This is a genomic window from Specibacter sp. NPDC078692 (assembly GCF_040686835.1).
Classification (GTDB): Bacteria; Actinomycetota; Actinomycetes; order Actinomycetales; family Micrococcaceae; genus Specibacter.
Genome location: NZ_JBFBLV010000002.1, coordinates 193742 through 207169, shown reverse-complemented (window position 1 = coordinate 207169; position 13428 = coordinate 193742). Strand labels below are relative to the sequence as shown.

At 60.5% G+C, this 13428-nt stretch carries 13 protein-coding genes; 11 read left to right on the top strand and 2 right to left on the bottom strand.

What is annotated here, in order from left to right; translation table 11 throughout:
- Nucleotides 1–81 precede the first annotated feature (81 nt).
- Nucleotides 82–1113, top strand: a complete 1032-nt coding sequence (locus tag AB0O97_RS02385; protein WP_363879484.1) for an NADP-dependent oxidoreductase — start codon at nt 82–84, stop codon at nt 1111–1113.
- A 71-nt stretch (nt 1114–1184) separates the two neighbouring features.
- On the opposite strand, the gene AB0O97_RS02380 is transcribed toward AB0O97_RS02385, so the two are convergent.
- Nucleotides 1185–1709: a MarR family transcriptional regulator gene (locus AB0O97_RS02380; protein ID WP_363879481.1), complete on the bottom strand. Its 525-nt coding sequence runs from the start codon at nt 1707–1709 to the stop codon at nt 1185–1187.
- A 102-nt stretch (nt 1710–1811) separates the two neighbouring features.
- On the opposite strand from AB0O97_RS02380, the gene AB0O97_RS02375 reads away from it, so the two are divergent.
- The 10 genes from AB0O97_RS02375 to AB0O97_RS02330 all read left to right on the top strand — a co-directional run bounded on the left by AB0O97_RS02375 (nt 1812) and on the right by AB0O97_RS02330 (nt 12362).
- Entirely contained in the window at nt 1812–3692 is a 1881-nt protein-coding gene (locus AB0O97_RS02375) for an ABC transporter ATP-binding protein (RefSeq protein ID WP_363879478.1), read from the top strand.
- 156 nt (nt 3693–3848) lie between these two features.
- A complete protein-coding gene (locus AB0O97_RS02370; RefSeq protein ID WP_363843686.1) occupies nt 3849–4622 on the top strand; it encodes an SGNH/GDSL hydrolase family protein in 774 nt (257 codons plus the stop codon).
- Nucleotides 4623–4816: 194 nt separating this feature from the next.
- Entirely contained in the window at nt 4817–5089 is a 273-nt protein-coding gene (locus AB0O97_RS02365; protein WP_363879475.1) for a hypothetical protein, read from the top strand.
- Nucleotides 5090–5596: 507 nt separating this feature from the next.
- Entirely contained in the window at nt 5597–5833 is a 237-nt protein-coding gene (gene rpmB, locus AB0O97_RS02360; protein WP_038465685.1) for a 50S ribosomal protein L28, read from the top strand.
- The gene (gene rpmG, locus AB0O97_RS02355) at nt 5833–6000 is read left to right on the top strand and encodes a 50S ribosomal protein L33 (protein ID WP_044574616.1); all 168 of its coding nucleotides are present in this window, start codon (nt 5833–5835) and stop codon (nt 5998–6000) included. Before rpmB ends, rpmG begins: the two co-directional genes overlap by 1 nt.
- A 4-nt stretch (nt 6001–6004) precedes the next feature.
- The gene (gene rpsN, locus AB0O97_RS02350) at nt 6005–6310 is read left to right on the top strand and encodes a 30S ribosomal protein S14 (RefSeq protein WP_062285947.1); all 306 of its coding nucleotides are present in this window, start codon (nt 6005–6007) and stop codon (nt 6308–6310) included.
- A gap of 475 nt (nt 6311–6785) precedes the next feature.
- Complete coding sequence (locus AB0O97_RS02345) at nt 6786–7067, top strand: HU family DNA-binding protein (RefSeq protein ID WP_363843681.1); 282 nt, start codon at nt 6786–6788, stop codon at nt 7065–7067.
- 393 nt (nt 7068–7460) lie between these two features.
- Nucleotides 7461–9671 carry a cytochrome c oxidase assembly protein gene (locus AB0O97_RS02340; protein WP_363843965.1) on the top strand — a complete coding sequence of 737 codons (2211 nt, stop codon included), beginning with the start codon at nt 7461–7463 and terminating at the stop codon, nt 9669–9671.
- Nucleotides 9671–11626 (top strand): NHL domain-containing thioredoxin family protein, encoded by a 1956-nt coding sequence (locus AB0O97_RS02335; protein WP_363843678.1) that lies wholly within the window; start codon nt 9671–9673, stop codon nt 11624–11626. The genes AB0O97_RS02340 and AB0O97_RS02335 overlap by 1 nt, the downstream gene beginning before the upstream one ends.
- Nucleotides 11627–11735: 109 nt before the next feature.
- The gene (locus AB0O97_RS02330) at nt 11736–12362 is read left to right on the top strand and encodes a TetR/AcrR family transcriptional regulator (RefSeq protein WP_363879472.1); all 627 of its coding nucleotides are present in this window, start codon (nt 11736–11738) and stop codon (nt 12360–12362) included.
- A gap of 10 nt (nt 12363–12372) precedes the next feature.
- Here the strand turns inward: AB0O97_RS02330 and AB0O97_RS02325 are convergent, their stop codons facing one another.
- A complete protein-coding gene (locus AB0O97_RS02325; RefSeq protein ID WP_363879469.1) occupies nt 12373–13422 on the bottom strand; it encodes a hypothetical protein in 1050 nt (349 codons plus the stop codon).
- Between the last annotated feature and the right edge of the window lie 6 nt (nt 13423–13428).

Sequence of the window (13428 nt, the reverse complement as noted above, 5' to 3'; positions counted from 1 at the left end):
GGATTACTCATTCCATAATAGTTCACACGCGGTGTGAAAATGCCGCGCAGACACTTTCGCACCACCAAGGGAGTTCACGCCATGTCCACCACTGTCAGCACCCAAATCCAACTCGCCGCCCGCCCCATTGGCTGGCCCACTGCCGCCGATTTCACCACCGCGCGGGTAGAGCTAGGCGAGCTGGGGCCAGATCAGCTTCGCGTGGTCAATGAGTACATCTCCGTAGACCCGTACATGCGCGGCCGCATGAGCGACGCGAAGAGCTACGCAGCACCCTACGCTCTGGGGGAAACGATGACTGGCGGTGCCATCGGGCGAGTTATCGAGTCGACGAGCGAAAGTATTCCGGTAGGTTCGGTGGTGCTGCACCAGTTCGGCTGGCGCGATGTTGTCCAAGAAGATGCTGTCGGGTTCAGGATTGTTCCGGAAATTCCCGGCGTGCCACTGTCGGTGTACCTGGGCATTCTTGGTATGACGGGCTTGACCGCCTACGTTGGTCTGAGTGCGATCGCGGGCCTGAAAGCCGGTGACACGGTCTTTATTTCCGGTGCAGCCGGAGCCGTTGGTAGTGCCGCTGGCCAGATCGCCCGACTCATGGGCGCCAGCCGCGTCATTGGATCCGCTGGTAGTGACGAGAAGGTGGCCCTGCTGAAGGAAAAGTACGGCTACGACGAAGCATTCAACTACAAGTCCGGGCCTGTGCGTGAGCTGCTCGCAGCCGCTGCGCCGGAGGGCATTGACGTCTTCTTCGACAATGTTGGCGGCGATCACCTTGAGGCTGCGCTCGATGTCTTCAACCCCGGCGGCAGGGCTGCCCTGTGTGGTGCCATTGCCGGCTACAACGTCACTGACCGCAAGGTGGGTCCGGACAATATGGCCAATATGATCACCCGCGGCCTCTCGCTCAAGGGCTTCACCCTGGGCAGCTACCTTGACCTCGCTCCTGAGTTCAATGCGAACATGAGCAAATGGTTTGCAGCTGGGGAGATCGCCTTCGATGAAACAGTGGTCGACGGGATCGATCATGCAGTGGACGCGTTCCTAGGCATGATGCGCGGCGCCAACACGGGCAAAATGGTGGTCCGTACAGCGGCCATGGCTGACCTGATCTGAGCTGAGCTGCCCGGCTGAGCCGAGCTGAGCTGATCGGTCCGGCCCGGCCCGGCTCGCCGGGTGCGCTCTGGCTAGTCGCGGAGCTGGGAGAGGATCCGCGCCAGTTCGCTTTGGTCTTCTGCGTTGAGTCGGCCAAAATATTCCTTGGATTTATCCCGGCGTTCGGCCTGCACCTCGGTAAACAGTTGGCGCCCGGCATCCGTGGGGACAATGAGCGTTGCCCGTCGGTCCGAGGGATCAGCGTCGCGGCGGACCAATCCTTTGGCCTCCAGCTGGTCGACCACTTCGGTGGCCGAGCGCGGTGCAATGCGCAGGCGCTCGGCTAGATCCTTGAGCCGAACATCGCCGGTGTTGCAATCGGGGCCGCAGTCGCTGGGAGTGTGGCTGTGAGTGGCGCTGGGGTTGTGGCCGTGACTGTGCCGATTGAGTGTCATCAGCGCACGCCACTGATGCGGGGTCAGCTCCCACGGGGCGAGTTGTTCGGCCCAGGTGCGCCGCAATCCGCGAAAAGCCGCGTGAAAAAGTTCGCCGAGCTCGGGCGCATCGTCGTGGGAAGTCGTACTGTCCGGGGAAGCCGTGCCATCAAGGGAAGCCATGCACTAAGCATACTCACTATTGACACGTAACCACATAGTGAGGTAACCTCTGTATTAGTTGGTGCGAGTCCCGCACCCCGCACACCATTGGAGGTGGCGCCCATGACGGAGAGCATCCGCATACAAAAACAAAAACCCGGCCGTGACAGTTCCGGCTCATCAGACTCTCGCGGCTCCCAAGAGCACAAGGGTCGCGGCCCCACCCGCGTAAACCCGGCCGACAAGCAGCAGATCAAGCGCCACCCGGTCAGCTTCAAACGCATCGTTGCACTGTTCGCACCGCACAAGGTGAGAATAGCCGTCGTCGTACTTCTTATTACCGCATCCAGCGTCATCAGCCTGGCGCAACCATTCCTGGTCCGCAGCATCATCGATACCGCGCTGCCCACCAAGGACGTCCCGCTGCTGGCGTGGCTGGCGATCGCCATGATCGCCGTTGCCGCCGCCACCGCCCTGATCGGCGTGGTGCAGACGTGGATGACCACCAAAATGGGCCAACGGATCATGCACACCCTGCGCACCAGGCTCTTCACGCACCTGCAAAAACAATCGCTCGCCTTCTTCACCCGCACTCGCAGCGGTGAGGTGCAATCGCGCCTGAACAACGATATTTCCGGCATGCAATCGGTCATCACCTCAACCGCAACGGGCGTGGCATCCAACGTCACCACCGCCGTTGGCACAGCCGTGGCCATGGTGGTCCTGTCCCCGAAACTTGCGCTGCTTTCGCTGATCGTCATCCCGCCGGCCGTCTGGTTTTCCCGCCGCGTGGCCCTGCTGCGCCGCGACATCACCTCAACCATGCAGGCCGAACTCGCCACCATGAACACCTATGTGGAGGAGGGGCTGAGTATCTCCGGGGTCCGGCTCGCCAAAACCCTCGGCACCACCGACCGCGACGCCACCCGCTACACCGAAAGTTCCGAACGCCTCATTGGGCTGGAACTGCGCTCGCAGCTGGCCGGCCGCTGGCGGATGGCCACCATGGGCATCATCTTCTCTGCCATCCCGGCGCTGATTTATTTTGCCGGCGGACTGCCCGGAAACACCATGAGCATCGGTACCATCGTGGCATTCACCGCCCTGCAAGCCACCATTTTCCGCCCCATCATGGGCCTGCTGAACCTCGGCGTCCAATGGGTCACGGCCATGGCCCTGTTCAGCCGCATCTTTGAATACCTCGACCTGGTCCCGGACATCACTGCCCCGGAAAACCCCGTCCCCTTGGACCCGTCCACGGTGCGTGGCGAGGTCCGCTTTGAAAACATCCATTTCGCGTACGACGACGGGAGGGACGTTCTGCGCGGAATCGACCTTGCGCTTCCCGCCGGCACCACAACCGCCGTGGTGGGCCCCACCGGTTCCGGCAAGTCGACGCTGGGTGCGTTGCTGCCGCGACTTCACGATGTCACCGCCGGCCGCGTCACGATTGACGGCGTGGATGTACGCGAAATTGCCCCCGAGGTACTGGCCCGCATTGTGGGCGTGGTGTCCCAGGAAAGTTATTTGGTCCACGCCTCCATCCGCGAAAACCTACTGCTGGCGGCACCGGATGCCGACGATGCAACTCTCTGGAAGGCCCTGGCTTCTGCACAAATCGCAGACCTTGTGGCCGGATTGCCAGATGGGTTGGACACTCTGGTGGGTGCCCGCGGTCACCGCTTCTCCGGAGGAGAGCAGCAGCGGCTGGCCATTGCCCGGACCATTCTGCGAAACCCGAGAGTACTGGTACTCGATGAGGCCACCTCGGCCCTGGATAACACCACCGAAGCCGCCGTTCAGCTTGCACTGGACCACCTGTCAACAGGGCGCACCACCCTGACCATCGCCCACCGGCTCTCCACCGTGGAGGACGCCGATCAGCTGGCCGTACTGGAAGGCGGGATACTCGCTGAGGTGGGAACACCACAGAACTTGGCAGCTGCGGGAGGCGCCTATGCGGCCCTCATCGCAGCCGGCGAAGAGCTGGAACTGGCTTCCTAAAGCGGTCCCCGATGCTTCACATGGCTCCGGATCAGTCCGGTCTTGATCCGGACATAGACTTGGCGTACATAAATCCGGCCACTTTTGGGCAGCGGCACGCATCAACGGCGTGCGCCACCTGGAGGCGGTCGGGACTGCTGGCGGCAAGGAGTAGGCGTGGAATTTTCAGCACGGTACGTGGCATTAGGCGATTCGTTTACCGAAGGTCTGGGCGACACCGACCATACACGACCCAACCAAGTTCGCGGTTGGGCGGACAGGGTGGCCGAACAACTCGCACTGGCGCACCCGGAGCAATCCTGGGGCTACGCAAATTTGGCCATCCGCGGCAAGAAAATGAAGCAGATCCTGAGCGAGCAAATCGATGCCGCCGTGACCCTGAATCCCACGCTCGTCACCATCTACTCCGGCGTCAACGATATTCTGCGGCCCAAGGTGGATATCGACGCCATGGTTGCTTCGTATTCCGAGGGCATCGCCAAGCTGGCAGCCACCGGCGCCCGCGTCCTGATCTTCACCGGCTATGACGCCAGCTCGTCAAAGGTCTTCGCCAGCATTCGCGGCCGCACCGCCGTCTACAACGAACTGGTCCGTGAAGTTGCCGAGACCCACGGCGCCGAGCTCGTGGACTACTGGCGGTTCCGCGAGTACAACGACTGGCGCCTGTGGGGGATCGACCGCATGCACATGTCCACACCGGGCCACATCAACATGGCCAACCGTGTGCTGGAACAACTCGGTGAAACCGCGCGCCTCCCCATGCCGGATCTCCCGCCCATCCCCGTACGCACCACCAGCGAGACCCTCAAAGACAACGCCGCCTGGACCAAAGAATATGTGGGCCCGTGGGTCAGTCGACGACTGCGTGGGGTCTCTTCGGGCGATAACTTGAGCGCACGCTGGCCAAGCCTGCGATCCCCGCTGGTCTAGAAGCCGCTGGCCCAGAATCCGCTGGTCTAGAAGCCGCCCGGATCCCCAAAAGCTCGGCGAACCTCGACCCCCAAGAGCTCGGCGGACCTCGACCCCCAAGAGCTCGGCGGACCTCGACCCCCAAGAGCTCGGTCCCTAAAGATACGTAGTAACTACCGATGTATTGCTACCGACCCATCCGTAACCTCGAAGCAATGGCATTGCGAAAAACCCCATGGGGAAACAGTGGGGGAGCGTTGGGGGAGGAACAGGAAATGGTCTTATTTGGTGGAGCCTTATTTGGTGGAGCTGCGATGGAGTCTGGACAAGGGATAAATCTCGAGTCTGGATACTCGGCGCCGCAGCAAAAGCAAACGCAGCAGCACGGTTTGGTTGCTGTGGGAAACGGCTCGGAGGCGCAGCTACCGGGGGCGGCTCACCACGATATTCGTGGAATCTGGCCCATCGAGCTCAGTTTTTCTTCCTAAGCTCCGCAACTTAGCTTCCCAAACTAACGGCCAGATCTGAGCGGCTGGAAGCTGCCAAGGGGCTGGGACTGGCGGGACGGCGTCGCGCATTCAGTTGTGCATTCGTGGGGTTCCACGCAGTGACGGCGCAGTGAGAATACAGAAAAGAATCAGTGCGGAGCCATTGGGGGACGCACAGGCGGGGCGCGAAAACATCTTTCACGCCCTGCGTGTGTGTTTAATGCAGGGCATGATATGGGCCAATTAGGGTTAATCGCTCCCTTGCATCTAGACTGGTTAGGCGCTAGGTAGCGCGGAGCGTGTGCAATTGCTCCGGTTTGCGGTGATTATCCTCCCGCGGGCCGGTAGTTAGGGGCTCAAGTTGCGTGCATTCGGGTATTCGCCGGACGGTCACCTCCTCATCATCATGTAAATGACGGCGGGGAATCATGCTGTCCAAGGGCGGACGCTGCCTTCTCGCACGGTTTACACCAGTGAACCGTATTCATACATTTATTAGGAGTGATCATGGCAGCTCATTGCCAGGTGACTGGAGCCGAGCCGGGCTTCGGACATAGCATTTCGCACTCGCACCGCCGCAACAAGCGTCGGTTCGATCCGAATATCCAGAAGAAGCGCTACTGGGTTCCGTCCTTGCGCCGCAACGTTACGTTGCAGCTTTCCGTCAAGGGCATCAAGACCATCGACGTTCGCGGCATTGACGCTGTCGTCGCAGAAATTCTCGCTCGTGGGGTGAAGCTCTAGTGGCAAAAGACAAGGACGTACGTCCGATCATCAAGCTCAAGAGCACCGCGGGCACTGGTTTCACGTACGTAACTCGTAAGAACCGTCGTAACACTCCGGACCGTTTGGTTCTGAAGAAGTACGATCCCAAGATCCGTCAGCACGTCGAATTCCGAGAGGAGCGCTAAGACTATGGCTAAGAAGTCCATGATCGCGAAGAACGAGCAGCGCAAGGTTATCGTCGAGCGTTACGCCGAAAAGCGTCTCGCCCTGAAGAAGGCCCTCGTTAGCCCTACCTCCACCGACGAAGAGCGCGAAGCGGCCCGCCTGGGCCTGCAGAAGCTCCCCCGCAACGCATCGCCGGTACGTGTTCGTAACCGCGACGCCATTGACGGCCGTCCCCGTGGAACGCTCCAGAAGTTCGGCATCTCCCGTGTACGCTTCCGCAAGATGGCACACGCTGGCGAACTGCCCGGTATCAAGAAGTCCAGCTGGTAATCACTGATTTCCGGTTGTAAATAGGGCGGTGACCTTCGGGTTACCGCCCTTTTTGCTGCCCTTTTGCCGGGCCCGCTGCTCGAGCTTGTCCAGGTCCAGGAATTTCTGTGGTGTCTCGCGCTGGATGAGCCGTTATTGCGAGAGTTACTGTCGCGTCGGCGCCCATTTCCTGCAGCATTGTCTAAGATGCGGCATTCCCTAAGCTGCGACGCCGGAATCCTCACCCTTCGCTGTGCCCGACGGCGGTCTCAAGAGCCGCAGCCCGTGTCGACGGGACGGGGTGAACAGCCCGAAATGATCCCAAATTGGCCCCGAGTGTGTCGGCTGAGAGCGAAATAACCCTAGAATCCGGGAAATTTGCGTCAAAAATAGGGCAAATTTGCCGGATTCCCGCGGAATTGCTGGTAAGTTCGCTAGCAGTGGTTGACACGCAACCGCGTGGAATTGGATTCACTTTACGTCCAGGAGGACAAACATGGCTAAGAACCGTAGCGAATTGGTTGCTGAAGTTGCTGCAAAGGCTGAGACCAGCCAGACCGCAGTAAACGCTGTTTTGGATGCGCTCTTCTCCGTTTTCGAGAGCTCCGTTGCAGCCGGCGAAAAGATCACCATCCCGGGCTGGCTCTCCATCGAGCGCACCGACCGTGCAGCACGCACCGGCCGTAACCCGCAGACCGGCGAGACCATCCAGATCGCAGCAGGCCACAGCGTGAAGCTCTCCGCTGGCTCCAAGCTGAAGGCTGCTGTCAAGAAGTAATTTCTTCACAGTTCCTTTGAAGGCGGTCGGCATCAGCTGGCCGCCTTCAAGCTTTTAAGTCAGCTTTTAGGCCAGCACCTTTTGGGCCATCACTGAGTCTGGAATTTTTCTCCGCATTGTCCCTGCTTTTATCTCAGCACTGTGCAGTAGCAGGCACGGCAGCCTCGGTGCTGGAGGTCCACTCCTGACTCTTCAAGGCTCTGCTGGGGTCTTCTTGCGCTTTCCTGTGAGATCCCTGATTCGCCCGATGTTCACTGGGTGCAGGAGAATAGAGGGGTGCCACCCGTAGACTCTGCCCCCGCCACCACCGTCCGTACCTCTGCGCCATCCCGCGGAGGTACTTTTGACAACGGAATTCCCAGCTATTGGTGGTGGCTCGGACTCGCGACAGCTATGGCCGCAGTGGTGCTGGCGCTCCTGTGGACAGGCGCCACAGCCGTCCAGCTACTGGCCGATCCGGGGGCATTCACACGATGGGGCCTGCCGTTGGCCACCACCATCCACAACTTGGCATTGTCCTCGGTCATTGGTGCCCTCGTGTTCGCCGTGGTCATCCTGCCCAAGGATCTCAAGCAACACCGACCGCACTCCGGTCGGCAACAAGAAGACGCTGCCAAGCGCAAAGCTGTCCCCGAGCATCCTGCCTTTACCCGGGCCATGACGCTCGCCATGGTGGCTGGCGGGGTCTGGACCATCTCCGCGATCGCCGTGCTGGTACTGACATATTCCAGTATTTCCGGACTCCCATTGACCGGTAACAGTGAATACACCAACATGCTGGTGTTCTTTATGACGGAGCTGCCCGTGGGGCAAGCCTGGCTGACCATCACCATTGTTGCCGCAGTGGTCACCACACTGGCATTTGGGCTGCGCAACATCAGCGCCTTGGCCGTGCCGCTGGTGCTGGCAATGCTCTCTTTTGTCCCACAAGCCCTGATCGGGCATTCGGCCTCTAGCGCCGATCATAAGGGTGCTGTGAACTCTCTGTTCCTGCACATCACCGGAGCCTCATTCTGGGTGGGTGGCATCATCGTTCTGGTGGTTGTTTCGGGTGTTTTGGGCAAGATCACGGCCCAAACTCTCAAACGTTTCTCCGCCTTGGCACTCTTCGCTTTCGTGGCAGTTGCAGGTTCCGGCATCATCAACGGTGCCATCCGCATCACCAACTGGCACGATCTCTTCTACTCCTCCTACGGACAACTGATTCTGGCGAAGTTTGCTGCCACTGTTGTCCTAGGCGTCATTGGCTACATGCACCGGGAATGGATCATTCCGCGCCTTGAGGGCGGCAAGAAGGAGAACGGGAAGACCCGCCGCCTGCTGTGGCAACTCATTTTTGTTGAACTGCTAGTCATGGGCATTGTCAGCGGCATTGCCGTTGGCCTGGGTCGATCCGCCCCACCACAGTCACGCGAGTTGTCCGCGACAGCCCTGACGCCTGCGCAGATCCTCACTGGCTACCCGCTGCCCCCGGAGCTTGAGTTTTCCCGTTGGTTCACGGAATGGCGGATGGACTGGCTGTGGGTGTTCTTTGCCGTCTTGGCTGGCGCCGCCTACCTCATGGGGATCATGAAGCTGCGCAAACGCGGTGACAAATGGTCGGTGCTACGCAGCGCTTCGTGGTTCGTTGGTCTGCTGGCGCTGGTCTACATCACCTCCGGTGGCCCGGCCGTGTACGGTGCCGTCACGTTCAGCGCCCACATGGTAGAGCACATGGCGTTGATGGCCATTGCGCCGCTGTTCCTCGCTCTGGGATCGCCCATTTCACTTGCCTTGCAGGCACTAACACCCCGCAGGGACGGTTCTCGTGGGATCCGTGAATGGATCCTGGTGCTCGTACACTCCCGGTATTCCAAGGTCATCACGCACCCGCTCTTCGCTGCCGCAAACTTCTCCGGCAGCCTGATCCTGTTCTACTACTCCCCAGCGTTCAACTTGGCCATGAAATACCATGTCGGTCACGAGCTGATGATCATCCACTTCTCGCTCACTGGCTACATCTTCGTGCAGAGCATGATTGGCGCCGACCCGCTCCCCACCCGAGCTCCCTACCCGCTGCGTCTGCTGCTACTGCTGGCCACTATGGCGTTCCACGCCTTCTTCGGTGTCTCGCTCATGATGGCCACGGGGCTGCTCTCCGGGGAGTACTTCGGCAACATGGGCCGGCCCTGGGGTGATGGGGCTCTGGTTGATCAGCAAACCGCCGGCGGCATCGCTTGGGGTGTGGGAGAGTTCCCCACCCTCATGATCGCCCTGGGAGTGGCCTATATGTGGGCAAAGTCCGATGCGCGCGAGACTAAACGCAAGGACCGGGCGGCCGACAGGAATAAGGACGCCGAATTGGGCGCTTACAATGACATGTTCGCCCAACTGGCGGCCCGTGATAATGCCATGGCGCAATCGGGCCGTGGACCGGCATTGCCGCATCTGCATCACACGCAGGAACGCTCCGAACAAGGCGCAGCCGGCAACACCGCAGGTGTCGCCGAAGACGGTAAGAACAGCAAGAGCAGCAAGAACAGTAGCAGTAAGACTAGTAACACCGAAGACAGTAAAACTCGTGAGCCGGAGAACCCGGCCAGATCGCAAGGAGAAGCGAACTAGTGGATTCCGCAACGAAAACCACCCCTGCCGCAGCCAAGTCTGTCAGGGTCAGGGCCTCTGAGCTTGAAGGCCGCGGCTGGTTGAACACCGGTGGTGTGGAGCTGAACCTGGAGAAGCTGCGCGGCAAGATCGTGCTGCTGGATTTCTGGACCTTCTGCTGCATCAACTGCCTGCACGTTCTTGATGAGCTGCGCCCCTTGGAAGAGGAATACAAGGACGTCTTGGTGACGGTCGGTGTGCATTCGCCCAAGTTCGAGCACGAAGCTGACCCCGTTGCCCTGGCCGCGGCCGTTGAGCGTTACGAGATTCACCACCCAGTTCTGGATGACCCCGAGCTGGTCACCTGGCAGGCATACTCGGCCCGGGCCTGGCCCACGCTGGTGGTTGTGGACCCCGAAGGCTACATCGTGGCGCACATGTCAGGTGAGGGCCATGCTGCTGGCTTGGCCTCGTTCATTCCTGAGCTGATCGCCGAACACGAGGCCAAGGGCACCTTGCACCGCGGTGACGGCCCGTACGTTGCCCCGGAACCGGTGTCCCGTGACCTGCGTTTCCCCGGTAAGGTCCTGCCATTAGCCACGGGCAACTTCCTGGTCTCGGACACCGGCCATCACCGCCTCGTGGAAACGGGCCCTGATCTGGCTACCGTTGTTCGCACCATTGGCTCCGGCACCAAGGGCTACCTTGACGGCGCGGCCGAGGATGCACAGTTCAACGAACCTCACGGACTGGCCCTGCTCCCGGCTGAGCTGGCCGCCGCGGTGGGCTACGACGTCGTCGTGGCTGACTCGGTAAACCACCGCCTCCGCGGAGTCACCTTGGCCACCGGCGCCGTGCGCACCCTTGCCGGCAACGGCGTCCAGCGCCTCTTGGAGGCGGGCCCTGCCCGAGTGAACGACGACGGCGCAGCAGCCTCTGAGACGTTCCTCGGCACCGCGCCGCTAGAGGTCGCGCTTTCTTCGCCGTGGGATGTTGCCTATTCAACAGTGCTGAAGACGGTGGTTATCGCCATGGCTGGGACCCACCAGATCTTTGACTTTGATCCGTCTAGCGGTGCGGTCACCGTGGTGGCTGGCAATGGTCTCGAGGGATTGTTGGACGGGCCGGCCGATCAGGCTTGGTTTGCCCAGCCTTCCGGACTCACCGAAGATGCCCAAGGCAATATCTGGGTAGCTGATTCGGAAACCTCCGCCTTGCGTGTTCTGAAGTTCGCGAGCGACGGGGAAGCAGGAGTCATAACGGCGAGTGTTGAGACGGCCATCGGCGAGGGGCTCTTTGACTTCGGTTTCCGTGATGGCGAGGCCGATCAGGCGCGTCTGCAGCACCCCTTGGGAGTTGCCGTGCTGCCTGATGGTTCGGTAGCTATTGCGGACACTTACAACGGTGCTGTGCGTCGCTACGATCCGGCCACCAAGACTGTCAGTACCTTGGCTCGCGGTCTGGCTGAACCTAGCGATGTCTTGCTGGATGAAACTGGCGAGGTGCCGTTGCTCATTGTGGTTGAGTCCAACCAGCACCAGCTGATTCGCCTTCCTCTGCCCAAGAACGCGTTGCAGGTTGATGAGGGTGCTGTTCAGACGCAGCGCCCCAAGACCGATGTGGCTCCGGGCGAATTGCAGCTGACCATCAACTTCTCCGCGCCGACAGGACAAAAGCTTGATGACCGCTGGGGTGACCCCACCCAGTTGAAGGTTTCCTCCACGCCGCCGGAACTGTTGATCAGCGGTGGCGGAACCTCCGTGGGCCTGCAGCGGACGCTGGTACTTGCAGCCGACGTTCCTGAGGGAGTTCTGCACTTGACCGCCCGTGCCGCAGCCTGCGACGGCCCAGAAGACGCCAATGGTGAAATCCCGGACCATGCCGCGTGCCACCTGTACCAGCAGGACTGGGGCATTCCGGTACTGCTGAACGCAGAAGGAGTCTCGGAACTGGCGCTGGACCTGCGCGGACTCTAGCGCTGACGCAGGGCCACAAATGAGTAGCTCCGGGAAGATCATTGATCTCCCGGAGCTACTCATTTAAGCGCTGCAGTGTGAGACGAAATTTACCTGCGCACATCCCTGCGTGTCCCTGCGCGAGCGTCTCTACCGGGGCGGCTATACGCTCAGGATAGTCGCCCGGGCAGTTTGGGCCGCAGCCTCGGCGGGATCGGCCACCGGCATCAGCCAGCCCTATGCGGTGCGCATGTTCGGCACCAAGGAAAATCTCTTCCTTGAGGCGATGGACAGGGCGATGGGCAAACTGTTCGTGACGTTCCGTGCCGTAATTTCCGAGTACGACGCCGGTCAGCTCACCACCGAGGTGGCCGCCCTCGAACCATCCATGGATGACACCCGTGGCGGGCATCTTGCAGGCCTGATGGGCCGTGCTTACGCTGACTTGATTCAAGACCGCGGGATCCTGTTGCTACTGATGCAGTCGTTTGTCTCCGGCCATGAGCCGGTCATTGGTCCGCGTGCCCGGGATGGCTTCCTGGCTCTCTATGAGCTGGTGCGCGATGAGGCCGGCCTAGGCGCCCAGCACGCATCGGACTTCCTGGCCCAGGGCATGCTGATGAACACGCTAATCAGCTTGCGGATGCCCGAGCTCTTCGACTCCAGCGCCGTGGCCAACGACCTACTCAAGTGCACCATGAAGACCAAATTGGACGTGGTGTTGGCCGCCAGCCAGGCTCACCCGCGTATCAGCTGAATCGGGAGTTCTAGTACTCCACCACCGGGGTGACCACCACGTTGTTACCCGTGATGGTCAGCTTGGCCGTGAAGCCAAAATTCTTGGGCTGTTTGACGGGGGAGATCAGACCCGTGAAAAGGTCCTGCTCCTCGTATTCCACCTGAGCCTTTACATTCAGCGGTGCCACAACCCACTGACCACCAAACGGTGAGATGGCGATGGGTGGGTATTCCACAATGGACCATTTCACCGGGGAGACTACCCGGTTGTTGGTTTCAGCGGTCATGGGGCACCCGGTAGGCATCAACACCGCTTGCTTGGCGCAGGCGTCCAAGTATTTGCGGATGGTGCCGTCAACTTGGGACAGGAGATCGCTGGTGGGTCCTGTTGCGAGGCTCACCGTGGCATTTGATTCACCGGCCGCCGTGACGGTGCGAGTCACTGGGGGAGCGGCAAAGAGAGGCGAACGGTACTCCATCTCGTAGCTACCGGGGTAGAACACGGCAAAGGTGTTACTGCCATCGGGCATGTTGGCGTCAGCGCCGTTGATGCTGGCCTGATTGGCGTTGACCACCGAGGCGTTGATGACAGGCAAGGTGGTTGGAACCATGGTCCAGCTGTCAAAGAACAGCCAGTGCTTCTCGCCCGGAGCGAGCAGGAAATCTGTGCTCAGCGCGGTATCGCCAACCTTGTAATTAACAGTGACTTTCTTCTGGTCATCGGGGGCGGGCACGGCTTCGGCGATGCTGACATCTTTCAAAGCCTCTTGAGATTTTGCTAAGGCTTCGCCGTCCAAGGCTGCCGCATTGGCGCCGGGCACCTTGGCTTGCGAGAGGCCAAGTGCTGTAGCGCCGTCGCCTGCTTTTAGGGCAGCCAAGTAGTTGGCCACGGTCTTTTCGGGGCCAAAATCCTTGGCGTTGACCATGGAGATGGTCACGATGGACGCGGCGATACCGAGCAGGAAGATCAACAGCCAGATGGCAGCGATCTTGATGAGTTTGGTCCCGTTCTTCACGCCGTCAACTGTACCGGCTCTGGGAGCTGGAGCATGAACCCGGGGTTCTTGACTAACGCTCATGCTGTC